22 protein-coding genes are annotated in these 23,346 nt (G+C 57.5%); 3 read left to right on the top strand and 19 right to left on the bottom strand.

Going from position 1 to position 23,346, the window contains the following annotated elements; translation table 11 throughout:
- Window positions 1-1,224, bottom strand: a complete 1,224-nt coding sequence (gene glp, locus KP626_RS06470) for a gephyrin-like molybdotransferase Glp (protein WP_395975949.1) — start codon at window positions 1,222-1,224, stop codon at window positions 1-3.
- 191 nt (window positions 1,225-1,415) lie between these two features.
- On the opposite strand from glp, the gene KP626_RS06465 reads away from it, so the two are divergent.
- Complete coding sequence (locus KP626_RS06465) at window positions 1,416-1,907, top strand: molybdenum cofactor biosynthesis protein B (protein ID WP_395975947.1); 492 nt, start codon at window positions 1,416-1,418, stop codon at window positions 1,905-1,907.
- Window positions 1,908-2,206: 299 nt separating this feature from the next.
- On the opposite strand, the gene KP626_RS06460 is transcribed toward KP626_RS06465, so the two are convergent.
- The 13 genes from KP626_RS06460 to KP626_RS06400 all read right to left on the bottom strand — a co-directional run bounded on the left by KP626_RS06460 (window position 2,207) and on the right by KP626_RS06400 (window position 16,420).
- The gene (locus tag KP626_RS06460; RefSeq protein WP_395975945.1) at window positions 2,207-3,820 is read right to left on the bottom strand and encodes a Na/Pi cotransporter family protein; all 1,614 of its coding nucleotides are present in this window, start codon (window positions 3,818-3,820) and stop codon (window positions 2,207-2,209) included.
- A 191-nt stretch (window positions 3,821-4,011) separates the two neighbouring features.
- The gene (locus tag KP626_RS06455) at window positions 4,012-5,736 is read right to left on the bottom strand and encodes a M3 family oligoendopeptidase (RefSeq protein ID WP_395975943.1); all 1,725 of its coding nucleotides are present in this window, start codon (window positions 5,734-5,736) and stop codon (window positions 4,012-4,014) included.
- A 345-nt stretch (window positions 5,737-6,081) separates the two neighbouring features.
- Window positions 6,082-7,197 carry an alanine dehydrogenase gene (gene ald, locus KP626_RS06450; protein WP_395975941.1) on the bottom strand — a complete coding sequence of 372 codons (1,116 nt, stop codon included), beginning with the start codon at window positions 7,195-7,197 and terminating at the stop codon, window positions 6,082-6,084.
- Window positions 7,194-7,892, bottom strand: a complete 699-nt coding sequence (locus KP626_RS06445) for an HAD family hydrolase (protein WP_395975939.1) — start codon at window positions 7,890-7,892, stop codon at window positions 7,194-7,196. Before KP626_RS06445 ends, ald begins: the two co-directional genes overlap by 4 nt.
- Window positions 7,889-8,860: a lysophospholipase gene (locus KP626_RS06440; RefSeq protein WP_395975937.1), complete on the bottom strand. Its 972-nt coding sequence runs from the start codon at window positions 8,858-8,860 to the stop codon at window positions 7,889-7,891. Before KP626_RS06440 ends, KP626_RS06445 begins: the two co-directional genes overlap by 4 nt.
- 2 nt (window positions 8,861-8,862) lie before the next feature.
- Window positions 8,863-9,330 (bottom strand): YbaK/EbsC family protein, encoded by a 468-nt coding sequence (locus tag KP626_RS06435; protein WP_395975935.1) that lies wholly within the window; start codon window positions 9,328-9,330, stop codon window positions 8,863-8,865.
- A 49-nt stretch (window positions 9,331-9,379) separates the two neighbouring features.
- A complete protein-coding gene (locus KP626_RS06430) occupies window positions 9,380-10,288 on the bottom strand; it encodes a DMT family transporter (RefSeq protein ID WP_395975933.1) in 909 nt (302 codons plus the stop codon).
- 263 nt (window positions 10,289-10,551) lie between these two features.
- Window positions 10,552-11,256, bottom strand: a complete 705-nt coding sequence (locus KP626_RS06425) for an ABC transporter ATP-binding protein (protein ID WP_395978977.1) — start codon at window positions 11,254-11,256, stop codon at window positions 10,552-10,554.
- Complete coding sequence (locus KP626_RS06420; RefSeq protein WP_395975931.1) at window positions 11,256-12,050, bottom strand: ABC transporter ATP-binding protein; 795 nt, start codon at window positions 12,048-12,050, stop codon at window positions 11,256-11,258. Before KP626_RS06420 ends, KP626_RS06425 begins: the two co-directional genes overlap by 1 nt.
- On the bottom strand, window positions 12,047-13,018 hold the full coding sequence (locus KP626_RS06415; protein WP_395975929.1) for a branched-chain amino acid ABC transporter permease: 972 nt from the start codon (window positions 13,016-13,018) through the stop codon (window positions 12,047-12,049). The genes KP626_RS06420 and KP626_RS06415 overlap by 4 nt, the downstream gene beginning before the upstream one ends.
- Before the next feature lie 10 nt (window positions 13,019-13,028).
- Entirely contained in the window at window positions 13,029-13,919 is an 891-nt protein-coding gene (locus KP626_RS06410) for a branched-chain amino acid ABC transporter permease (RefSeq protein ID WP_395975927.1), read from the bottom strand.
- 206 nt (window positions 13,920-14,125) lie between these two features.
- Complete coding sequence (locus KP626_RS06405) at window positions 14,126-15,289, bottom strand: ABC transporter substrate-binding protein (protein ID WP_395975925.1); 1,164 nt, start codon at window positions 15,287-15,289, stop codon at window positions 14,126-14,128.
- A gap of 291 nt (window positions 15,290-15,580) precedes the next feature.
- Window positions 15,581-16,420, bottom strand: a complete 840-nt coding sequence (locus tag KP626_RS06400) for a MurR/RpiR family transcriptional regulator (RefSeq protein WP_395975923.1) — start codon at window positions 16,418-16,420, stop codon at window positions 15,581-15,583.
- A gap of 434 nt (window positions 16,421-16,854) precedes the next feature.
- On the opposite strand from KP626_RS06400, the gene KP626_RS06395 reads away from it, so the two are divergent.
- Window positions 16,855-17,283: a PTS sugar transporter subunit IIA gene (locus KP626_RS06395; protein WP_395975921.1), complete on the top strand. Its 429-nt coding sequence runs from the start codon at window positions 16,855-16,857 to the stop codon at window positions 17,281-17,283.
- A gap of 69 nt (window positions 17,284-17,352) precedes the next feature.
- Here KP626_RS06395 and KP626_RS06390 read toward each other — a convergent pair whose 3' ends face one another.
- From KP626_RS06390 to KP626_RS06375, 4 genes are all read right to left on the bottom strand, one after another.
- Entirely contained in the window at window positions 17,353-17,796 is a 444-nt protein-coding gene (locus KP626_RS06390) for a hypothetical protein (protein WP_395975919.1), read from the bottom strand.
- A 9-nt stretch (window positions 17,797-17,805) separates the two neighbouring features.
- Window positions 17,806-18,369, bottom strand: a complete 564-nt coding sequence (locus KP626_RS06385; protein WP_395975917.1) for a nitroreductase family protein — start codon at window positions 18,367-18,369, stop codon at window positions 17,806-17,808.
- A 17-nt stretch (window positions 18,370-18,386) separates the two neighbouring features.
- Complete coding sequence (locus tag KP626_RS06380) at window positions 18,387-18,941, bottom strand: nitroreductase family protein (protein ID WP_395975915.1); 555 nt, start codon at window positions 18,939-18,941, stop codon at window positions 18,387-18,389.
- Window positions 18,942-19,168: 227 nt separating this feature from the next.
- Window positions 19,169-20,461: a uracil-xanthine permease family protein gene (locus tag KP626_RS06375; RefSeq protein WP_395975913.1), complete on the bottom strand. Its 1,293-nt coding sequence runs from the start codon at window positions 20,459-20,461 to the stop codon at window positions 19,169-19,171.
- Between the two features lie 378 nt (window positions 20,462-20,839).
- Between KP626_RS06375 and KP626_RS06370 the strand changes: the two genes are divergently transcribed.
- A complete protein-coding gene (locus KP626_RS06370; RefSeq protein ID WP_395975911.1) occupies window positions 20,840-20,977 on the top strand; it encodes a hypothetical protein in 138 nt (45 codons plus the stop codon).
- A 53-nt stretch (window positions 20,978-21,030) separates the two neighbouring features.
- Here the strand turns inward: KP626_RS06370 and KP626_RS06365 are convergent, their stop codons facing one another.
- Window positions 21,031-23,277, bottom strand: coding sequence for a hydratase (locus tag KP626_RS06365; protein WP_395975909.1), 2,247 nt, complete (start codon window positions 23,275-23,277; stop codon window positions 21,031-21,033).
- Window positions 23,278-23,346: the final 69 nt, after the last annotated feature.

Genomic DNA, 23,346 nt, shown 5'->3' with positions numbered 1-23,346 from the left:
CTAAAATAGGGTGACGGTGACGTGCTGGCCCCGCATGAGGCCCTCGGCGTCCCGTGGAATGCAGACAAATCCGTCGGCTCCCACCAGGGTGGTGATGAGCCCGCTTTTGCTGGCTACCGGCAGAGCAACTTTCCGGCCGTCCTCCTCCGTGAGCGCTACCGGCAGATATTCCTGGCGGCCATGGTTGCTGGGGACATTGCGCCCCATTATAGCAAAGGCTTCCCGGGGCTGCTCCCGGATGACCCCCATCATCCGCTGGAGGATAGGGGCGGCAAAGATGCGGAAGATGAAATAGGCGGAGACCGGATGCCCCGGCAGGCCGAACACCGGCTTACCGCCGATATCCCCCACGATGGTTGGCTTACCGGGCTTTACCGCCACCCCGTGGAGAAATACCCCGGGGCGGCCTGCTTCATCGATGATCCGCCGGGTCATATCGGCGGTGCCCACACTGCTGCCCCCGGAGATCAGCACCGCGTCGCATTCCCTAAGGGCGATGGAGAGGGCGGCGGTCAGGGAGGCGTGGTCGTCCTTTGTAATACCGTAGCGTACCGGCTCCGCCCCAATGGCGGAAAGCCCCGCAGAAAGGGCATAGGTGTTCACATCCCGGACCACCGAGCCGGTCTGGGGGGCGGAGACCTCCACCAGCTCGTCCCCTGTGGAAAGAATCCCCACCCGGAGGCGTTCATAGACTGGGGCGAGGGGAACTCCAAGGGCGGCCAGCGCGCCCACCTCCTGGGGACGAATCACCTGGCCTTGCTTCATCAGAAGCTGGCCCTCCTTTACGTCGTCTCCCCGGTAGATCACGTTGGCTCCCGGCGCAATGGAGCTTTGAACGTAGAGGAAGCCATCGTTTAAATTTTCGGTATATTCCACCATGACAACCCCATCCGCACCCTGGGGTAGTTCTCCTCCGGTGGGGATGTAGGCGCACTCCCCCTTGTTTAAGGAAAATGCAGGCACCTGTCCCATATGGACGGTACCCACCGGCTTCAGCATGGCGGGCAGGGCCTCGGTGGCGCCAAAGGTGTCTTGGGCGTGGACAGCATATCCATCCATGGTGCTGCGGTCAAAGCCGGGTACGTCCTCCCGGCTGCGGATGTCCTCCGCCAGGACCCGGCCCAGGCTTTCCGCCAAAGGCACGGAAACCACCCGGGTTCGGATGGCGCCAAAATGCTCCTGGATGGCGGCCAGGGCGTCCGCGGGACTGGCAACGGTCAGCATATCTGCCGCCGCCCCCTTTCATGGAAAAATTAAAATGAAAAATGGGCGGAAATCACCCATTATTCCAGAAAATATCATAACAGATTTCAGGGGTGGAATCAATTTTTTCCACCAATTTTCTCCCCTTTTCCCCTGGCAATGCTTGGCCTGTGCTATAATGGTTCCAAAACAACGGATGGGAGGAATGCCCCATGAAGGTAGGTATTATTACGGCGTCCGACAAGGGAGCGGCCGGCCAGCGGGAGGATCTGAGCGGGCCCGCCATAGAGGAGATGATTCGGGAGATCGGCGGGGAGGTGGCCGCCTATGAGGTGGTGCCCGATGAGTTTGAAGCTCTAAAGGCTGCCATGATCCACATGGCGGATGACCTTGGCTGTCATCTGATTTTTACCACCGGGGGCACTGGGTTCAGCAAACGGGATGTGACCCCCGAGGCCACCCTGGCGGTGATGGAGCGCAATGCGCCCGGCATCGCGGAGGCCATGCGGGCGGCTAGCCTAGCCATCACCAACCGTGCAATGCTCACCCGGGCGGTATCGGTGATCCGGGGGGACAGCATCATCGTCAACCTACCGGGGAGCCCCAAGGGGGTTCGGGAGTGCCTTGCCGTGATCCTGCCTGCTTTGCCCCATGGGGTGGAAATTCTCACCGGCCAAGCCTCTGAGTGCGCCCGGCCAGACTGAGGTGGAACTGGCCACTGGCCGGGAGATCTTTGCCGATAGGCGGATTGAAAAACGGTAAAAGAAAAGACCCCGTCGGAAAAACACCGACAGCAGCCAACATCCCCCTGTATTTTCCAGGAAATCAGGAAAAACCATGAAATACCTTGGGTTCCGTTCAAATTGTATCAGAAATGGCAAACGAGTTGACGGAGCCGGGGGAGACCCAATATAATGATGGGGAAGTGAAGGCCGTGGGCTCTCACAAGAGAACGGTAGGATAAGTGATTGCAGCAGCTTAGCCTACTGTTCTTTTTTTGTTCTCAAGCGGCATACCGAGCGATCTTCATGGCGTGGAAGGTGATCCGCTCCAGATCGATGCAAATATCGGTAAAGATCATGCCCGCCCGGGCGTTGCACTGCTCGCTGTTGAGCCGGCGGATGTGGTTCTCCCGCATCATGGTGTGCTGGTTATCCACCTTGTTTTCGAATTCGAAGGAGCGGGCCACGGTATCATGGCTGGGGCCCTTTTCAAAGGCGTCCATGGCCATGTGGAGGGCGTCATCCACTAGGTGGCACATATCCCGCAGCTCCTGAAGAGCTTCCTCGGAGAACACGGCCCCTTTATCCAAACGCTCCAGGGCAAACTCGGCGATATTCTTGTCGTGATCGCCGATCCGCTCAATGAAGGTAGCCAGGTTATGATAGCTTAAAATGGTGCTCTTGTTTTCCTCGGTAATGGTGGGCAGGGACTGGATCCGTACCAGATAAGGGGTGATCTCCGATTGGATGAAGTTGATCTTCTCCTCCTCTTCGTAGATCTTGGGAACGATCTTGCGATCCATGTCAAAAAAGGCGTGGACAGCGCGCTCATAGTTTTCCATGGCCTTCTCGTACATCCGCAGCATCTCTTTTTTGAGCTGGGCCATGGCAAAGGGCGGGGTTTCCAGGATGCGTTCGTCCAGATATTTGAGCCGCAGCCCTTCCTCCTCATCGCTGTCCTTATCCTTTATCAGCACCGTCACGGCCTTGATCAGCACATTGCCCAGAGGCAACAGCAATAGGGTATTGAGGACGTTAAAAATGGTATGGAAATTGGCAATCTGCACCATGGGGTTGCCCGGCGCCATCCGGGCCACGATTTCCGTTAAGGGGAAGAAGTAGATCAATCCTGTAAACACTACGGCGCCAAAGGTCTTGTTAAATAGATGCAAAAGGGCGGTGCGTTTTGCGTTGGTAGAGGTGCCGATACCCGCCAGAAGGGTGGTGACGCAGGTGCCGATGTTACAGCCCAGCACGATGTACAGGCCGGCGTTCAAGGACACCAGCCCTTGGGCCGCCAGGGTTTGTAAAATGCCGACGGCGGCGGAACTGGACTGGATCACCGTGGTGACCACAATGCCGATGAGCACTCCCAGGAGCGGGTTTTGGAACTGGGTCATAAGCCCCACGAACCAGGCCTCGTTGCGAAGGGGTTCCATGGCGGTCCCCATCATATTGAGGCCCATAAACAAAAGGCCAAACCCGGTGATGATGACACCGATGTTCTTGGCCTTTTCATTTTTGATAAACTCCATGGGTATGACGCCCAAAATGATAAACAAAGGCGCCAGGCTGGTGATGTTAAAGGAGATGATCCAGGCGGTGATGGTAGTACCGATGTTGGCTCCTAACATAATGCCAAAGGCCTGGCTCATGGTCATGAGTCCAGCGTTTACAAAACCAACCGCCATAACGGTTACGGCGGCGGAGGCCTGGATGACGGCGGTTACAAGCATTCCCACCAGCACGGCTACAAGCCGGTTGCTGGTGATCTTTTCCAGTAAATTTTTCAACCTGTTCCCCGCGGTGCTCTTGAGCCCATTTCCCATCATACTGATGCCGTAAAGGAACATCCCCAGACCACCCAGCAGGGAAAATACGTTTAAAATCGACATATTTCAGAATCCTTTAAAAAGGTTATTTAACATGAATTTAACTTAATTTTAAAGTTTACGGATGGAAAAGTAAAGGCCCATTCCCAGATCAGGATCCATTTTTATGGGGAAAGCGCTGGAATTATGGCAAAAAAGAGAATCATTGCACGAAAAAAACGCCCCGGAATACGCCAGGGCGTTTTATGATGCGCCTACAGCTTGGTGTCGTCGATCTCCCACAAGGTTTGGGCGATGGGGGCGATGACAGCTTCCACCGTGCCCGGCTCAAAGGGGCTCATGAGATTGCCGATCTTGAGCAAATCCAGATAGGATTCGCTGCCGCCGGCGCAGCAAAGTCGGTAGTAGTCGTCCCAGGCTGCTGACCGGTTCTTCTGCATCTTGCCATAGAATTCGAAGGCGCTCATAGCGGCCAGGGTATAGTCGATGTAATAGAACGGATACATAAAGATGTGAAGCTGGCGGAACCAATATCCGCCCCGCTCCATGAGATCCTCTCCGTCATAATCCCGGTGGGGAAGATAGGTTTTTTCCAGCTGCCGCCAGGCGGCTTTTCGCTCCCCGGGGGTCATCGAGGGGTTGGCGTACACCAGATGCTGGAATTCATCCACCGCCACCCCATAGGGGATGAAGGTCAGGGCGTCGGACATATGGGCAAAGCGGTATTTATCCGCCTGGTCCCCCAAAAACAGCTCCATATAGGGGTAGGCAAAGAACTCCATGGACATGGAATGGATTTCACAGGACTCGCTGCTGCCAAAGAGATACTCCGGAAGCCGGTTGTGCTTTGCGGAGCAGTCCGCCATAAAGGCATGGCCCGCCTCGTGGGTCAGCACATCGATGTCGGCGGAGGTGCCGTTGAAGTTGCTGAAGATAAAGGGGGCGCCAAAGTCCGGAAGATAGTCGCAGTAGCCCCCTACCGCCTTACCGGGCCGGCTCAATAGATCCATAAGGTGCCGCTCCCGCATCATGGCAAAGAATGCGCCGGTTTCGGGACTCATGTCCCGGTACATGCTGCCGGCGGCATCCAGCATGGCCCAGGCATCCCCTTTGGGCGCGGCGTTTCCCGTCGGGAAGGAGAAGGCCTCATCGTAGTACTTGAGGTGATCCACCCCAATACGCTTGGCCTGGCGCTCATAGAGCTGGGTGCAGAGGGGAACGATGACCTCCCGCACCTGCTTCCGGAAAGCGGCAACCTGTTCCTGGCCGTAATCCAGCCGGTCCATCATCAGGTACCCCAGGTCCACAAAGCTGGAGTTGACATAGCTGCTGAACCCCATCTTTTTTGCCATGCTGGTGCGAACCCGCACCAGGTCGTCAAACAGGGCGTCCAGGGTCTCCTCATTTTCGGCAAAGAAGCTGGCCCAGGCCTGAAAAGCCGCTTTCCGCACGCTGCGGTCGGGATCTTCCAGGAACTTAGTGATGCCATAGAGATTGCGAACCTCCCCCATAAACTCCATCTGGCAGGAGGCCAATAATTTTTGATATTGGCTGCTGAGTCGGTTGTCCTCCTGGAGGTCCTCTATCATGGCGGGAATAAACTTTTTAACCTCCTGCCGGGCCAGATCCAGGATGTGCTTGCCATAGGCCTGTTCGATCTCCGCTGAAAAGGGGGACTCTGCCAGGGCCCGATAGTACTCGGTGGTGTACTCCTGAAGGATGGGTAGGATCTCGTCAAAATAGTCCTTTTCCGCTTCGTAGTAGGGATCCCGGGTATCCATGGAATTCCGGATACTGGCCAGGCTGGACATGGTGCCCACATCGTTCTGAAGCCGGCTGGCCTCCTCGATGGCGGCCTGTACTTCCAAAAACGCTTCGGCGTTCCGAAGCTTTTGGGTTAAATCGCGAAACTCCTCCTTCAGTTGGTCCAGATCCGGCCGCTTATAGGGGAATTCCTCAAAGAGTTTCTGGTTTTCCATTGCGTTCGCCTCCATGGCCATAGTATACCCCATGACGGCCTGGACCGCGACCCCTGGAATAATAATGTGCGGGCAGCTTGTGCCATACTTTGATATAACGTACAATCTTCCGGACAGGCAGGGCCTGCAGGCCCTATTTCTCTCGCGGGGCGAAGGGAATGGCTATAAGGAGAAAGTTGGCATTTAAAGAATGGTTGGTTAAGGGCATACCAGCAGCCGCGCCGGGGTTACAAAATGGGAGCGGCCACCGGCCGCTCCCATTTGCGCACTTCGTGCGCGGTGCTTTTCTATATGTATGCTGGCGGCCACGTAGTGGCCGTAACAGGGGTGCAGGACTCAGCCTGCCTAGAGGAGTTCCCGGGCGGGGGTGTAGGGAAGCCCCTGGGCCTCAGCCACTGCCTGATAGGTGACCTGCCCCTTGTAGGTGTTAAGCCCCCGAAGCAGGGCAGGATCGGCCTGCATGGCGCCCTCGGCACCCAGCTGAGCCAACCGGATCACATAAGGCAGGGTGGCATTGGTGAGGGCGAAGGTGGAGGTGCGGGGCACCGCGCCCGGCATATTGGCCACGGAATAATGGAGCACCCCATGCCGCACATAATAGGGATTCTCGTGGGTGGTGACGGTGTCCGCCGTCTCGATGCATCCCCCCTGATCGATGGCCACGTCCACGATGACGCTGCCCGGCCGCATGGTCTTGACCATCTCCTCGGTGACCAGCACCGGGGTTTTGGCTCCCGGCAGAAGCACCGCGCCGATGACCAAGTCGGACTCCTTTACCGCTTTGGCGATGTTATAGCTGTTGGACATGAGGGTTACCACCTGGTTGCCGAAGAGATCGTCCAAGTAGGTGAGCCGCTGGTTGTTCAGCTCCACCACCGTTACCCGGGCGCCCATGCCGGCTGCCACCTTGGCGGCGCCGGTGCCCACATTGCCACCGCCGATGATGGTGACATTGGCGGGTTCCACGCCCGGAACGCCGCCCAGGAGAACGCCGCGGCCGCCGTTCATGTGCTCCAGCAGGTGGGCGCCTACCTGTACGGACATACGCCCGGCAACCTCGCTCATGGGTACCAGAAGGGGCAGATGCCCCTGATCGGTCTGGACGGTCTCATAGGCGATGCCGGTAACCTGATGGTCCAACAGCGCTTTGGTCAAACCGGGCTCGGGGGCCAGGTGCAGATAGGTAAAGAGAACCAAACCCGGCCGCAGATAGCCGTATTCCGCTGGCAGGGGCTCCTTTACCTTAACCACCATATCCCCCCGCAGGTAAAGCTCTCGGGGGTTGGATAGAATCTGGGCTCCCATGCGGATGTATTCTTCATCGGAAAAGCCGCTGGCAACGCCGGCTCCCTCCTGGACGTAGACGGTATGTCCCAGCTGGGTTAGGGTTTGAACGCCGGCGGGGGTTAGGGAAACCCGGTCCTCCTGGGGTTTGATCTCTTTGGGTACGCTGATAATCATGATAACGACTCCTTTCCACGAGAGAATTGCTGTAACATGGCGGGGGTGAAATCGCCCCGCTGAGCCAAATAGGCGGGAAGCGCTCGAATATTGGGCAAAATTGGGCAGCCCAGGGGCTTCAAACGGTCAAGGCTGTAATGGCCTTGAGGGATTAGCACGCAGGAAACCCCCATGCGGCGGGCGGTTTCCTGGTCATGGGCGGTATCCCCCACGAACAGCACCTGATTGGGCGGGACACCGCTCTTTTCCATCCATTGCCGGCCCAGCTCCACCTTGCTGACAGCATGGGTGTCATGGAGGCCCAGCACTTGGGCGAAATAGCCTTCGATCCCAAAATGCATGACCACCGACCGCAGGTGATCCCGCTCCGAGGCGGACAGGATCATCTGTGTAAAACCCTCCTCAGACAACGCCTGCAGCACTTCTTGGGCTCCGTCCATCAGGGGAGCGGTACGGGCCAGGGGATCATATAGCTCCCAGTATTCTTCCGCAAGCTGGCTATACGGGGTTTTTGTGAAATCAAAGCCCACCCTTTGATAATAGTCGTGGATGGGAAAGCAAAAGACCTCCCGGTAACCCTCTCGGTCGATGGGACGCAGTCCGTGGCGGGTTAGCATGGTATTCAGCACTTTGAGGCTTACGTCCAGGTCGTCCAGCAGAGTCCCGTTCCAATCCCAGAGAAGATGCGTAATCATGGAGTCTCCTCCACGGGTGCGTTTTGGGGCGTTGGCAGGCGCTCCTTCAGCCAATGGAGAATGTCTGCGTAGACCTGGGCCCGATTGGTTTCGTTGAGCATCTCATGGCGTCCTCCGGGATAACACTGTACCGTAACGTCGGTGAGGCCGTGGTCCAAAAGGGCGTGCTCTAAAAAGGGGAGCACCTTTCCATATCCCCCCACCGGGTCCCCGTCTCCCGACAAAAGCAGCACCGGCAGATCGGTGCGGATGCCCTCGGTCCAGCTCTTGGCGGACACCTGCCGCAGCAGGGTAAAGAGATCCCGGTATCCCCAGAGGGTGAAGTTAAACCCGCAAAGGGGGTCCTGATCGTACCGGGCGACCATGTCCCGGTCCCGGCTGAGCCAGTCATGGGGCGAGATCACGTTTTTGATGCGCTTGTTATAGCTGCCAAAGGCCAGACGTTCCAGTATGGGGCTGCGGTGGCGCTTGCCCTTGAGCTTTGCCAGGGTCTGAGCCAGAAAAATGCCCAAGGAGGCGGCAGGGTTTTTATAGGGGCTGCCGGACAGCACCACGCCATCGATCTGTTGGCCGTAACGGGCGATATAGGCTCGGGCAACGAGGGAGCCCATGCTGTGGCCAAAGAGGAACAGGGGCACGCCGGGGTGTGCGGATTTGATGATCCGGGTCATCTCGTGGAGATCCTCCACCAAAACGTCCGGCCCGGTCTCGCCAAAGTAACCCAGATCCCGGTCGGTATCCGCCGAAAGGCCGTGGCTCAGGTGGTCATGGCCATATACCGCGATGCCCTCGCCCGCCAAGTAGCGGGCGAAGTCGGTATACCGTCCGAAGTGCTCGGCCATGCCATGGGAAATCTGTACAATACCCCGCACCGGCCCATCCTGGGGCAGGATATACCCGTAGACAAGATGATCTTTGCCATTGGTGCTGTTGAAGTTACCCGTCATCAAACCGGTGCTGCCGCTCATGCTTAAATCTCCTCTGGGGTTTTGCAGACGTCCACCCAGGTGCCGCCGGTGTATTCCGCCAGGTAGCGGGTGTTGACCAGCACCGCTGAACTAGGCGTACCGGCTGCGGGGTAGACGTGGTGAAAGGCCATAAGGGAGGAATCCAGATATACCTCCACCCCGGGATTTAAGCCAAAGGGGCATACGCCTCCGGGGGGATACCCGGTAACGGCCTCTGTCTCCTCCCGTTTCAGCATCTGGGCCTTGGCGCCAAACCGCTCCTTGAACTTCCGGTTATCCACCTTGGAGGTACCGGCGGCCACCACTACAATGGCCCGGTCCGGCAGACGGAAGGCAAGGGTCTTGGCGATGCGGGCGGGCTCGGTGTGCAGGGCGGCGGCCGCCAGCTCCACCGTAGCGCTGCTCTCATCCAGATAGATGGGGGTGAGGGGGATGTTGTTGTCGGAAAAATACCGTTCGACTCTGGTCATGTTCTCGTTCCTTATCAGGGATTTACCCTCCATTATATGGGATTTCCGTTCATTCGTCAAAAGGAGGGGGCAGAGGGTCGCTGGGCTTGCGCCGGAAAAAAGACCACTCGGTTTCGCTGGTCAGCACCGCCAAAAAGATCAACCCGCAGCCCAAAGCTGTCTGGGCGGTAAAACGCTCTCCCAGGATCAGAATGCCAAAGAGGGTACCGAAAAGGGCCTCGGTGCTCATGAGGATGGAGGCATGGGAGGCGGAGGTGTATTTCTGCCCAATGGTCTGGAGGGATAGGGCCACCATGGTGCTGAACACGGTTACATACAGAATCCCCCCCACCGCGGGCCAGCCCAGCTCTCTGGGGAAGGGCTCGAAAAGTCCAGCGTAGATCCAAAACAGCACCGCTGCCACGCCAAACTGGATGGTGGTCAGGGAAAAATTATCACTGTTTTGGGCATACCGGCTCAGCAACACGATGTGCACCCCATAAAAGACGCCGCACAGGAGGGACAGGGCGTCTCCCAGCCCCATGGTAAATCCCTCCCCCAGGGAGAGAAAACCTACCCCCAAGAGGCAGAGAACGGCGGCAGCCAGGTTATAGGCGGTGGGCCGCTTGCGGTAGAACACCCAGTACAGAAAGGGGACCAACACCACATAGACGGAGGTTAAAAATGCATTTTTCCCGGCGGTGGTGTACTGAAGCCCCACCGTTTGGATTCCATAGCCCAAGGCCAGCGCTACGCCCAGGACAGATCCCCGGCAAAGGGTGGCCTTATCTACCTTGGCCAAACGCTTATGGAAGATCAATCCCATACCCAGGGCGGCCAGGGAAAACCGGAAGGCCATCAAATAGATGGGCGTGACGTAGTCCAGAGCGCTTTTCAGCACCACAAAGGCGCTGCCCCAGATGATAGCGGTCAATAGAATGGCGGCGTCGGCCCAGAGGGCCTTGTTTTGTAATTTCATAAGATCCCCTTAGATAAAAAGGAAAACTGCTCTGCAAACGCAGAGCAGCCAGGTAGAGCCTGGAGCCCCGCCGCGCTTTGTGCGCCACCCTAACCCCGCAGCCGCGAAGCGGTTGCAAAATGGGACCGCCCACCGGGTGGTACCCGGTGCCTCACCATGGAAAAGTGATGCGATTGGAGGCTAAAGCGGCCAAGGAAAAAGCGCTGGCTAAGGACCCCCGCAACCGCGAAAGCGGTTGCAACATACCGGCGGGGGTTCCCCGCCTACGCCCCCAGGTATGCTTTACGGACCTGATCGTTCTCCAAAAGCTCTTGGGCGTTGCCCTCCATGACGATGCGGCCGGTCTCCAGCACATAGGCGCGGTCGGCGATGGACAGGGCCAGCCGGGCGTTCTGCTCGATGAGCAGAACCGTCATACCGCTGGCTTTTAACTCCTGGATGATTTTAAAGATCTCCCGCACCAAGATGGGCGCCAGCCCCATACTGGGTTCGTCCATCAAAAGGAGCTTGGGCCGCCCCATGAGAGCCCGGCCGATGGCCAGCATCTGCTGTTCCCCGCCGGAGAGCGTCCCCGCGATTTGGTTTCTGCGCTCCATGAGCCGGGGAAACCGCTCATAGATCTCGCGGATCTCCTCCCGAACGGCATCCCGGTCCTTGCGCACAAAGGCGCCCATCTCCAGATTCTCATCCACCGTCATGCTGGCGAAAATGCGTCGGCCCTCGGGCACATGGGCCAGGCCCAGCCGAATCATGGCGCTGGGATTGGTTTTTAACAGGTTGGTGCCCAGCAGCTCAATGGAACCGCTGGCGGCCTTTACCAGCCCCGAGATGGTGTGCAGGATGGTGGTTTTTCCGGCGCCGTTGGCCCCGATGAGGGATACCACCTCACCCTCGTCCACCCCCAGGCTTACCCCTTGGATGGCATGGATGGCGCCGTATTTCACATGTAGGTCCTTGATCTCCAGCATCATGCGTCCTGCACCTCCGTAAAGGTCTCGTCATCCCCCAGATAGGCGGCGATGACATCGGGGTTCTGGGCGATCTCCTCGGGCGTTCCATGGGCGATGAGTACCCCGTGGTCCAGCACTGAGATGGCCTCACAGATGCCCATGATGAGGCTCATGTCGTGGTCGATCAAAAGGATGGAGATCTGGAACCGTTCCCGCACCGTGCGGATGGTTTCCATAAGCTCCTGGGTTTCGGTGGGATTCATGCCTGCGGCGGGTTCGTCCAGCAGCAGCACCCGGGGACGGGTGGCCAGGGCACGGGCGATCTCCAGCTTCCGCTGCTGGCCATAGGGCAGGTTATCGGCCCGGCTGGTGGCAAGCCCCGCCAAGCCAAACACTCGGAGCAGCTCCATAGCCTCCCGGGTGGCCTCCTCCTCCTGCTTCCAGTAGGAGGGCAGCCGTAGGATGGAGCTGGCCACGGAATAGTGCAGGTTATGGTCGTAGGCGGTGCGGACGTTATCCAACACCGACATCCCCTTGAACAGCCGGATGTTCTGAAAGGTTCTCGCCACCCCCATCTTGACGATGCGGTGGTGCTTTAGCCCAGCGATCTCCTTGCCATCCAGGGTGATGGTGCCCCGGGTGGGCTTATATACCCCGGTAAGGAGGTTAAAAACGGTGGTCTTGCCGGCGCCGTTGGGGCCGATGAGGCCTTGAAGCTGGTTCTCCTGAAGGTCCAAGGAGAATCCATCCACCGCAACGAGGCCGCCAAACTGGACGGTGAGGTCCTGGGCGGTCAAAAGGGATTTGCTCATTTTGTGGCCTCCTTCCGCTTGGGCTTCAGCTTGTAAATCAGCCGGGTCAGAGAGAACTCATAGCCCCCCATGAGGCCGGAGGGACGGAACATCATCATGAGGATCAGAGCGATGGAGTAGACCAACATGCGGTATTGGTCAAACCCCCGAAGCAGCTCGGGAAGAAGGGTGAGGCCAAAGGCCGCCACAATGGACCCGGTAAAGCTGCCCATACCGCCCAGCACCACGATGACCAGGATATCGATGCTCTTTAGGAAATTAAAGGTTTTGGCGCCCAGGATGCCCATATAGTTGGCAAACAGGCAGCCTGCCACCCCCGCAAAAAAGGCGGCGATGGTAAAGGCAAGGGTCTTATAGTAGGTATTGGGGATGCCCGCCGCCTCAGAGGCGATATCGTCCTGGCTGATGGCGATAATGGCACGTCCATGCCGGGAGCGGATAAAGGCAAACAGAATGGCGATCACTGCTACCATAACCCAGTAGGCGATGGTAAAGTTGGTCAGCCGGGGGATACCGGTGAGGCCTTTGGCGCCGCCGGTAAAGGGCAGGGCTTCCACAATGACCCGGATGATCTCCCCAAACCCCAGGGTAACGATGGCCAGGTAGTCCCCCTTTAGCCGCAGAACCGGGAGGCCGATGAACAGAGCGAAGATCACGGCTACCAGGCCGCCCGCCAGCATGCCTAGAAGCAGGCCGGGAGTGCCGGGCAGAAGATCCGCCTTGGTGATGAGGGCCCCGGTATAGGCGCCGATAGACATGAATCCGGCATGGCCCAGGGCGATCTCCCCCAGGAAGCCGGTGGTGAGGTTTAGGCTAACCGCCAGAATGCAGTTGATGCAGGCAAAGACCAGCACGCCTTGGTATTGGCGGGAGATCACGCCCCCGTTCATCAGGGCCGTGATGAGGATATAGACGGCGGCGGCCGCCACGAAGTTCACCAGATAGGATGCAAGGGTATGTTTTTTCATCGCGAACACCTCACACTTTCTCGCCGATGTTCTTGCCCATGATGCCGGTGGGTTTGACCAGCAGCACCACGATGAGGATCAAAAACACGACGGCGTCGGCCATCTGGGAACTGATATAGGCTTTGGTCAGGCTTTCTACCACGCCCATGGCAAGTCCGCCTACCATAGCGCCGGGGATGGAGCCGATGCCTCCCAGCACCGCGGCCACAAAGGCCTTGATGCCCAGAAAGGAGCCCATATAGGGGTCGATCATGGGATAGGCGGAGGAGTACAGCACCGCGGCCACCGCCGCAAGAGCGGAGCCGATGGCAAAGGTGACGGAAATGGTGGTATTGACGCTGATGCCCATGAGCTGGGCCGCCCCGGCGTCCTCAGAAACCGCCCGCATGCCCTTGCCGATTTTCGTCCGCTTGATGAAGAGCTGTAGAAGAACCATCAGCACCACAGCCACCAGGATGGTGAGCAGGGTAATGAAGCTGACGGTAAAACCGCCGCCCAGGGTCACGTTCCCGCCTGTAAAGATGGCGGGGAAGGGCTTGGGGGTAGCGGTGAACAACAGCATAAAGACGTTCTGCAGCAAAAGGCTGACGCCAATGGCGGTGATCAGCGCTGAAATACGGGGGGAATTCCGCAGGGGTTTGTAGGCTACCCGTTCGATCACCACGCCCAGGATGGCGCAGAAAAGGGCGGCGCCCACGGCACAGAGCCAAAGGGGCAGGCCGGCGGCGCTGAGGATGGGAATGGCCATCAGGCAGACGTAGGATCCCACCATGATGATGTCGCCATGGGCAAAGTTGATGAGCTTCACGATGCCGTACACCATGGTGTATCCTAAGGCCACCAGGGCGTAGATGCTGCCCACCTGCAGCCCGTTTATGAGCTGTTTCAATAAGTCTAACATGGATACCGACTCCAATTCTTAGGCTAAGAATCAATGATAAATCAATAGCGCGCGGATAGTAGTCCGAAAAAGGGGAGCGAATCTCCCAAGGAAAAGGAAACGGGTTCTCAGCCATGGGGATTCCCGTACACATGGCGAAGCAGGGCGTCATTTCATGAGCCCCGCTTCGCAAAGTGCCGGTGGTTACAGATTGAGTCTCTTCGCGCTTACGGCTCGATCTTGGTATTCAGGGTGTATTTCCCGTCCTTGATGACGATGATGGAAACGCTCTTGATGGGGTTGCCCTCCTCGTCCAGGGTGATGTGGCCGGTAACGCCATCGATTTCCACGGCTTTTAGCGCCTTGATCACATCCTCATGGGAGAAGGAAGCGGCATTCTCCAGGGCGGCCTTCAGCATGTAAACGGCGTCATAGCCCAGAGCGGCAAAGGCGGTGGGAGGCTCGTTGTACTTTTCGGTGTAGTTCTTGATGAAGTTGGCGACCACGGGGGTCTCGTCGTCGGTGGAATAGTGGTTGCTGAAGTAGCAGTTTTCCACCACGCCATAGTTGGCCTCGTCCAGCACGCCCAGGATGCCGTCCCAGCCGTCTACGCCCAGAAGGGGCTTGTCATAGCCGATTTCACGGGCCTGGGTTGCGATCAGAGCGGATTTCTGGTAGTACTCGGGAACGAAGATCACGTCGGGGTTCTCGCTGGTGATCTTGGTAAGCTGGGTCTTGAAGTCCTTGTCATCGGAGCCATAGCCCTCGGTGGCAACGATGGTGAGGCCCTTATCGGCGGCATACTGGGTGAAGGAATCCTTCAGTCCGCTGGAATAGTCGTCCGAGGTGTTGTAGATGATGGCGGCAGTCTTGGCGGAAAGGTTCTCCGCGGCGAACTGGGCCATGATCTGCCCCTGATAAGGATCCAGGAAGCAAGCGCGAACCACGTTTGTCCCCTTCTTGGTCACATCGGGGTGGGTGGCGGTAGCGGTGATCATGGGCATGCCGTCCTCGGCGGTAAGCTCGGCCACAGCGATGGTGGGCTTGCTGGTAACGTCGCCTAAAAGGACCACCATGTTCTTGTCCACCAACAGGTTATAGGCGTTGACGGCCTCCATGGAGTCCCCCTTCTCGTCGATGAACTCATAGGTCAGCTGTTTGCCCTTCACGCCGCCATTGGCATTGATCTCCTCAAAAGCCAGCTCGGCGCCCTGTTTGGTGGTAACGCCATATGCGGATACCTCGCCGGTGAGGGGGGCCAGGCAGCCAACGAAGAGGGAATCGCCGGCGCCGGGATCGGAAGCGCCGCCGTTGCCGGAGTCGCCGCCGCAGCCCACGGCCAAGAGGCCAAGCATGGCCACGGCCATCAGGATTGCCAGGGTTTTCTTCATAGTCAATTCCTCCAATTTAGCAGATAAAATCATCCGTTATATTAAAAAAGAACATGGCAGACTTCTTCGTGTGGGAAAGAACGCCATTGTTCCTCTTTAATCTCAAACAATATGCAACTATGCAACCGCGTATAACCGCCGCACTTCCACACAAGACCGTAACACCGTATCAACCGTAACACGTATGGATCCGGGCCACCCCCGGAAAGTATGGGGTTATTTTAGCACTTTAACCTAATCAATGCAATAAGAAACTGCCGTATTTTCGGCATTCCAGAGGGAAAACCGGATTTATTTGGCCTTTTCCATGGCGTCGATATAAAAGTAGGAATAATACACCATATCCAGCACCGACTGCAAAAGCTGTTTTCCCACCAAAGAGGGGAAGGGCAGGGGCTCGGTGGGATGGGGCAGGGGGAAGCAGCACTCGTACTCCTTTAAATCCAGCCGCTCGGGATGCATGCTAAAGTACACCACCCGCAGGTTGCCGGTGTCCTCCAGGCTTGCCATCAAATCCTTTAAGGATTCGGTAAGGGCGTTGCCGATGAAGTGATCGATGTAAATGGGGATCAGCAGCACATAGGAGCGGTTCCGGCTGATGGGGGAGATGTCGGGAGCGGTGCTGCTGGTACAGAACACCGGCTTGCCCAGAAGGGTCATGTTCAGCTGGAAATCGGTGACCACAGCCCGGTGGGCCTTGTGCATGATGATCATGCTGAGGTCGGAATCGTGGAGCCGCTGGGCAACGGTGACCACCTGGTCGTAGTCCACGCTGTCCCGCAGGGCGCTCATGGCGTTGGTAAGGTTCTCCAGGGTGCCCATGGCGACGCCATCGGCGGTGATGCCTTCATTGTCCTTGATGGACTCCACAAACTCCTGGCTGATTTCGTCAAAGTATTCCACGTCCTCCCGAGCGGCCCGGCTAAGCCTGCTGTAGTTGACATGGTCCACCTTGGAACAGAACCGGCTCAGGGTAGCGGGAGAAACAAAGCACTCCCGGGCGATCTCCTCCAGGCGCATGTTGGGAATCTCGCGGTAATGCCGCAGGAGGCCATGGGACATGGATTTGTCCATGGTCTTTGCCACGGAAAGATCCGCCTGGTGCAGCAAACGGTTAACAAGCTCAAACATGGGATCATCCTTTCAAATGTTGGAAAAGCAAAAAAAGAAAATCTTCGGATGAATGGTTTGATTATATCATGTGTATTTCCAGATAACAAGACAACAAAAGCCTGTTGCTTTCACAAAAAAACCTCAGAATAGAAGGATTTACGGGAAAACGGGCAGCTCCCCTCCGGGATCCCGGGGCTCTAAAACAATAACCATAATGATATATGATATATGATATATCAAAGATACAATTCCTGCAACGATTGCCGGTGGGTTTGGGGAGAGAAAAGCGTTTAAAAAGGAAAAAAACCATTCGATACAGCCTTTTTCACCAGATTTTTCTTGCCCATTTCCGGGTGGGGCTGGTATACTAAAGCATAATTGCATTTGCAGGACTATGTTGGTTATGATACCGCAGCCAGCAATCATCTTTGACTTAGGAGGATTTCACGACAATGGCTAGACAGATCTTGATCGCGACCCACGCCAGCATGGCGGCTGGCATCAAAGACTCCCTGGGCATCCTGGCCGGCAACACCGATAACATCACCGTTATCAACTGCTTTACCGAGGTTCCCAACCCCAAACCCGTCATCGAAGAGTTTTTCAACAACCTCCCGGAAGAGGATGAGCTCATCGTTATGACCGACCTGATGGCTGGCAGCGTGAACCAGATGTTCATGAACTATGTGCCCCAGCGCAAGTTCCATCTGATCACCGGCACCAACCTGCCCATGGCCCTTCAAATCGCTCTGTGCTTTGAGGAGGAGGTCACCGTGGACTATATCATGGAGTCCATCGCCATGGCCAAAGAGGAGATCAAATACGTCAACGCCGAGATGGCCAAGTTTGAAGAGCCCGACTCCGACGACGATCTGTTCTAAGCCGACCCCAACTTGTATGCAAAAAGGAGAGAGCAAGCGCTCTCTCCTTTTTCTTTTGTGCCATGTGGATCATTCCCCTTGCTGGCAAAGGGCTGTCTGCATCAGGTCTGGCACTCGTTCTATCACATCCTGGGCGGGGCCCAGGATCACCCGCCGGTCCTCACCGTCGATGCGCAGCAGGTAGAAGATACCGTCTGCTCCCAACTCCTCGGCGCAGAAATCCTGCGCGGCGCCATCGGCGCGAAACCCCATAAAAATGGTCCGGCAGTGGCCGGGGCTCTGGGGCTGGGGCAGCCTAAGGATCCAGACGGCGGCTTCCGTTCCCTCCTTCCGGCATAGGGAGAACGCCTCTTCTCCGTAGGGACAGTCCATCCCCTGGCCATTGAAATAGGCCCGGTAGGAGTCCGAGAAGAACCGTGCGCCATGGGCCCCTGCCACTGCGATCAGATCCTGGGTTTGCTGAAACAATAGGCTGGGAAGCACCGTGTGCTCCATCTCATATCTGGGATCCATAGGCGCTCCTCAACCGATATAGGTGACCTTATCGTAATCCCGAGGCCGTGCCGGCGGCGTCTCATCAGGATAGCCAAAGCAGAAAGCGTAGTGCATGCGGTACCCCTGGGGAATCCGAAGTTTTGCCAATAGGGCGGATTGATCTCCCGCATGATCCCCATAAAGGTTCAGGGCAAACCCCACCATACAGCTTCCGATGCCCATGCCATAGGCGGCCAGAGCCATGTTCTGAGCGGCCAAAGCGCAATCACAATGGCTCCAGCTGCTGTTCTCCACCCCGCACACCAGGATCACCGTAGGGGCATGGAACAGGGGGGCGTACCGCTCCCGGGCGGCCATGGCGGATACATATGCGTTGCTGTTTTTGCCCATGGCCCGGAGGATGGCGTCATTGAGTTCCGCGATGAGCGCCTGGTCCTGGATGGCGATAAAGTGCCAGGGCTGCTTGTTGCTGGCGCTGGGGGCCAGCATTCCAGCCCGGAGGATGGCATCCAGCGCTTCCCGGGAAATCTGCTGGTCCTTGTATTTGCGGATGCTGCGGCGGCCTTCAATGGCCTCCATAATATCAGGCATGGCGTAGGAATCCTTTCTCAATCGTAGTAGACGATCTTCCGCACATCCCGGGGCCGGGGAGCGGGGGACTCGTCGGGATATCCCAGGGTCATGGCGAATTTTACCTCGAACCCCTCGGGGATGGCGTATCCGTCGAAATGATGGCGGTATGCATCGTCTCGGTACAGCGTGCCGGGGAAGCCCACAATGCAGCTGCCCAGGTTCCGGTCCAGGGCGGCCAGGGAGATGTTGCCAGCGGCTAGAGCGCAGTCCACATCGCTCCAGCGATTGTCGGTCTTGCCGCAGACGAGGATCACGGCGGGCGCCTCAAACAGAGGATGGTAGTCGTCCTGCTTGGAATTGGCTACGGTGGAGGGATTACTGCTCTGGGCCATATATTCCTTGATGGCGTCTTCCAGAGACTCGATGCGCGCGCGTTCTTCAATGGAGATAAAGAACCAATCCTGGCTGTTGTTGGCGTTGGGAGCCAGCATGCCGGACCAAAGGACGTCGTAGAGGACCTCCCGGCGAATGCTCTGCCTTTTGTACTTGCGGATACTCCTGCGCCCTTCAATGGCATCCCGGATTGTCATGGAACATTCCTCCTTTTTTCTTTCCTGTTGCTTCCATTCTATCACAGACCGGAAGACTAGAAAATGGCAAATAAAAAAATGTAGCCATAGCTCGTTGGGAGGAATTGGATGGACTGGTTTTGCCGCGGGGAAACGCGCATCTTCCCGTGAACTGGGAGAAAACCGTCAAGAAAAAAGAGCGGGAGGAACATGCTCCCGCTCTTTCTGTGCGTGTTGTAAAAAAGGAGTTAATCCTTCTTTTCGATCCTCTCGGGCAGGAGCTTGTTGAGGATAATGCCGATGATGGCGGCCAGGGAATAACCCGAGATGGCCACCTGCTCGCTGACCTGGATCACGGCGCCGCCCAGGCCTAAAACCAGCATGACGGCCACGATCATTAGATTCCGGCTGTCTTTGAAGTCCACCTGGTTTTCCACCAGAGTCCGAAGGCCCACTGCGGAGATCATACCGAAGAGGATGATGCTGATGCCCCCCATGACGGCGCCGGGCAGGGTGCTCAAGAATCCGCCGAACTTGCTGAAGAAGGAGAGGCAGATGGCAAACACCGCGGCAATTTCAAGGGTCAGGGGGTTGTAGTTGCGGGTGGCGGCAAGCACGCCGGTGTTTTCGGAATAGGTGGTATTGGCGGGACCGCCAATGCAGCCGGCGAACATGGTGGCTACGCCATCGCCCAATAGAGTGCGGTGGAGGCCGGGATCCTGGAAGAAGTCCTTGCCTACAACGGCGCTGTTGGCGCTGATGTCACCGATGTGCTCCACAAAGGTGACGATGGCAATGGGGGCGATCAGCGCGATGGCCCGCCAATCAAAGAGGGGCAGGAAGAACTTGGGAGCGGAGACCCAGGGAGCTTCTGCTACGGGGGTAAAATCCACCACCGGGAAGCCGCAGGCATTGAAGATGACGGCGGCCAGATATCCCACCGCGATGCCAAAGAGAATGGGTACCATCTTAAAGAAGCCTTTCATGTAGATGGAGACCACGAACATGGTGCCGATGGTAATGGCGGCGATGGCCCAGTTGACCCACAGAGCGGAACCCATCAGCGCTACGCCGTCCTTGAGGATGATGCTGTTGATGGCGGTAGGGGCCAGCATCATGCCAATGATGATGATGACGGGGCCGGTGACCACCGGGGGAAAGAAGGAGCGAATCTTGTCGGCGCCGAAGACCATCACTAAAAGGGCCAGAACCACGTAGAGGCCGCCAGCCACGATGATGCCGCCGCAGGCGTAGCGGAGTCCCACCATGTACTCAGCGGTGCCGATGGCCGCCCCGCCGGACATCATGGAGGCCGTCACCTGGATGGCACCGATAAAGGCGAAGCTGGAGCCTAAAAATACCGGCACCTTCCGGCCGGTAAACAGGTGAAAGATGATGGTGCCCACGCCGGCGCAAAAAAGCGCTACCGAGGTATCCAGTCCGGTGAGCAGCGGAACCAATACCGTAGCGCCAAACATTGCGAAGACGTGCTGGATGCCCAGAATACAGAGCTTACCGGCGGAATGGGTTGTGTTTTCCATTTGTAATCTCCCCTTTATTTTGAATGGATATATGGGCGGTAATTGGAGCGGCCACCCTGGCAGCAGGCGGGAAAATGGCCGCAAAAAAAGCGTCTTACCCGCCGGGCAAGACGCATCGTTCCCATGAACCCACCCGGTGCAACAACCTGGTCAGAACGCATTTTTTTTAGGATACCACGGGAGCAATAACCTGTCCAGCTTTTTTTGTCGAAAAACAACCTTTATAAAGGCACATTAGGGAATGTTACCATACTTTTGCCGAATGGTATACTAAAAAGAGAGGCGCAGGATGTCCAGACCAGGGAACATCTCATATCCCGATCCTTTGGAATACGGAAGATAGAGCCTACTACTGTATTTTGACGGCAGAGGAGGAAATTGCACCAGTTTGTGCAATGGAAGATCATCCATGGGCTTCGTCATTTTCAAAAGAATGTGGATGAATCGGATTTTGAACGGATTGCGCAGGAGATCCACGCCATTGATCAAAACGAAGGCTGGGGCTGGGCAGAATAACCACAATAAAAAAGGACCGCACCCGCGGTCCTTTTTTTGTATCCGTTATAACGCTATTTTGCCGTCTTAGCATAGTGGTTGATGAGGCTGCCCTCCAACAGAATATCCCGCTCCTCGGGGGTGATATCCTTCAATAGAAGGGAATAGGTCTTTCCGGAGAGGAGCGCCGTAGCGGTGACGGAGGGCTTTCCCTCCAACAGGGCCGAGCGGACGCCGGGAATATAGAGGTAATCCTCCACCCCGGGGGCGAAGTCCGTCCCTTCCTCCAGCACAAAGGGGACGATCCCCCAGTTGATGAGGTTGCTGCGATACCGTTTGGTGGCATAGCTCTGGGCAATGTTGGCCACCCCTCCCAGCACCCGCTGACAGGAGGCGGCTTGCTCTCGGGCGGAGCCGTCGCCCGGGCAGTTGGCGTAGACCAGGGAACCCAGCGCGGTGTTCTTGGGATCGGCGCCCGCCTTTTCCAGCATGGCGGCGGCCTCCTGGGGCAGGTTCTCCCCAGCCAAACGGGCCGCTTCGGCCTCCCGCGCGGATTTGGCTCGAGCCACATAACCGGGATCCTTCCGGGAAAGGGTGAATTCTGCTAGCTTGTAGGGATTGCTCCGGTAGGTGGAGGTCTCCCCAGAGGGGATCAGCTCGTCAGTGGTGGTGACGGGATCATGGATGGCGGCGGCCACCCGCAGCAGCAGGTTTTCGGAAAGGGGCTGCATCTGGGGCCAATCGGCGATGTTGGGGCCGTACTTCAGCGGCAGATCGGGCTGCGCCTTGCCCCAGCAGTTGTAGACGGATCTCTCGTAGACGCTTCCGTCAAAGGAGTAGGTCAGGTCAACCTCCGGCAGATCCACATCCATTGCGGAGGTGAGATAGCCGCCGTTGATGGCGGTAGCGGCAATGGAACGGGCGTCCATCAGGGCCACAGAGCTGATCTGCCCGTCTCCTGGCTTGCTGCCCTCACGATTGGGGAAGTTTCGGGTGGTGTGCCGCAGGCTGAAGCCATTGTTGGCGGGGGTATCCCCGGCGCCGAAGCAGGGACCGCAGAAGGCGGTTTTGATGATGGCGCCGGCCTGGATCAAGTCGGCATAGGCGCCGTTTTTCATCAGGGCCAGGTTTACGGGGGCGCTGGCGGGATAGACGTTCAGGGAGAAATAGTCCTTGGACACCCCGTGACCCCGAACGATGGCCGATGCCTCCATGATATTTTCAAAAATACCGCCGGAACACCCGGCAATGACCCCCTGGGTGGCCTTGATCCGGCCGTTTTCGATTTTATCGGTAAGACGGAAATCGATGCCGGGGTTGTCGATCTGCTTGCGGCAGGCGTCCTCAGCCGCCTGAAGGATCTCATAGGGGTTTTCGTTTAGCTCCCGAATGGTATAGGCGTTGCTGGGATGGAAGGGCAGCGCGATCATGGGCTCAATTTTGCTCAGGTCCACCATCACCATGCCGTCGTAATAGGCAACCTCACCCGGGGCCAGAGGGGAATAGGCTTCCGGACGGCCGTGAATGCGATAGTAGTCCGCCACCTTTTCATCGGTGACCCAGATGGAGCTTAAGCAGGTGGTCTCGGTGGTCATTACGTCGATGCCGCACCGGAAATCAACCGAAAGGTTGGCGACGCCAGGGCCCATAAACTCCATGACCTTGTTCTTTACAAAACCGTTCTGATAGGTGGCTTTGATGATGGCAAGGGATACGTCCTGAGGCCCCACTCCGGGCCGGGGTGTACCGGTGAGATAGACGGCGATGACCTGGGGCGCGGGGATATCATAGGTGTTGGACAGAAGCTGCTTTACTAGCTCAGGGCCGCCTTCCCCCACACCCATGCAGCCCAGGGCGCCGTAGCGGGTGTGGCTGTCGGAACCCAGGATCATGGCGCCGCAGGCGGCGGACATCTCCCGGGCATAGGAATGGATCACCGACTGATGGGCGGGTACGAAGATGCCGCCGTACTTCTTGGCGGCGGACAGACCAAAGACGTGGTCGTCCTCGTTGAGAGTACCGCCCACGGCGCAGAGGCTGTTGTGGCAGTTGGTCAATACATAGGGCACCGGGAACGCCTGAAGGCCGCTGGCTTTGGCGGTCTGGAGGATGCCCACATAGGTGATGTCGTGGGAGGTGAGGGAGTCAAACTTGACTCTCAAATGCGCCTCGTCCCCGCCCTGGTCATGGGCTCGCAGGATCCGATAAGCCATGGTTTGTTCCCGGGCATCCTGGGGAGCAGGAGCGGCAGCCGGAGCGCAGCCGTCCCCCAGGGGTTCGCCGTTGTATAGATAGACGCCGTGGTCGATTAACTGTATCATGTGCAGCCCTCCAAGCTGGTTTTTTCCTAATTTAACACAGAAAGGACCCGGTGCGCAATCGCAATCCCC

Origin of the sequence: Christensenella sp. MSJ-20, assembly GCF_044357945.1 — a bacterium.
GTDB lineage: Bacteria > Bacillota > Clostridia > Christensenellales > QAND01 > QAND01.
Note: the sequence above shows the minus strand (reverse complement) of the source record. Positions and strands in the feature narration are given on the sequence as shown.

Coding starts and splice junctions, on each gene's coding strand:
- glp (WP_395975949.1), bottom strand. CDS start 1,224: ATGCTGACCGTTGCCAGTCCCGCGGACGCCCTGGCCGCCATCCAGGAG.
- KP626_RS06460 (WP_395975945.1), bottom strand. CDS start 3,820: ATGTCGATTTTAAACGTATTTTCCCTGCTGGGTGGTCTGGGGATGTTC.
- KP626_RS06365 (WP_395975909.1), bottom strand. CDS start 23,277: ATGATACAGTTAATCGACCACGGCGTCTATCTATACAACGGCGAACCC.
- KP626_RS06415 (WP_395975929.1), bottom strand. CDS start 13,018: ATGAAAAAACATACCCTTGCATCCTATCTGGTGAACTTCGTGGCGGCC.
- KP626_RS06375 (WP_395975913.1), bottom strand. CDS start 20,461: ATGGAAAACACAACCCATTCCGCCGGTAAGCTCTGTATTCTGGGCATC.
- KP626_RS06380 (WP_395975915.1), bottom strand. CDS start 18,941: ATGACAATCCGGGATGCCATTGAAGGGCGCAGGAGTATCCGCAAGTAC.
- KP626_RS06385 (WP_395975917.1), bottom strand. CDS start 18,369: ATGCCTGATATTATGGAGGCCATTGAAGGCCGCCGCAGCATCCGCAAA.
- KP626_RS06410 (WP_395975927.1), bottom strand. CDS start 13,919: ATGTTAGACTTATTGAAACAGCTCATAAACGGGCTGCAGGTGGGCAGC.
- KP626_RS06465 (WP_395975947.1), top strand. CDS start 1,416: ATGAAGGTAGGTATTATTACGGCGTCCGACAAGGGAGCGGCCGGCCAG.
- KP626_RS06390 (WP_395975919.1), bottom strand. CDS start 17,796: ATGGATCCCAGATATGAGATGGAGCACACGGTGCTTCCCAGCCTATTG.
- KP626_RS06435 (WP_395975935.1), bottom strand. CDS start 9,330: ATGACCAGAGTCGAACGGTATTTTTCCGACAACAACATCCCCCTCACC.
- KP626_RS06420 (WP_395975931.1), bottom strand. CDS start 12,050: ATGAGCAAATCCCTTTTGACCGCCCAGGACCTCACCGTCCAGTTTGGC.
- KP626_RS06405 (WP_395975925.1), bottom strand. CDS start 15,289: ATGAAGAAAACCCTGGCAATCCTGATGGCCGTGGCCATGCTTGGCCTC.
- KP626_RS06425 (WP_395978977.1), bottom strand. CDS start 11,256: ATGCTGGAGATCAAGGACCTACATGTGAAATACGGCGCCATCCATGCC.
- KP626_RS06440 (WP_395975937.1), bottom strand. CDS start 8,860: ATGAGCGGCAGCACCGGTTTGATGACGGGTAACTTCAACAGCACCAAT.
- KP626_RS06430 (WP_395975933.1), bottom strand. CDS start 10,288: ATGAAATTACAAAACAAGGCCCTCTGGGCCGACGCCGCCATTCTATTG.
- KP626_RS06455 (WP_395975943.1), bottom strand. CDS start 5,736: ATGGAAAACCAGAAACTCTTTGAGGAATTCCCCTATAAGCGGCCGGAT.
- KP626_RS06400 (WP_395975923.1), bottom strand. CDS start 16,420: ATGTTTGAGCTTGTTAACCGTTTGCTGCACCAGGCGGATCTTTCCGTG.
- KP626_RS06445 (WP_395975939.1), bottom strand. CDS start 7,892: ATGATTACGCATCTTCTCTGGGATTGGAACGGGACTCTGCTGGACGAC.
- KP626_RS06395 (WP_395975921.1), top strand. CDS start 16,855: ATGGCTAGACAGATCTTGATCGCGACCCACGCCAGCATGGCGGCTGGC.
- ald (WP_395975941.1), bottom strand. CDS start 7,197: ATGATTATCAGCGTACCCAAAGAGATCAAACCCCAGGAGGACCGGGTT.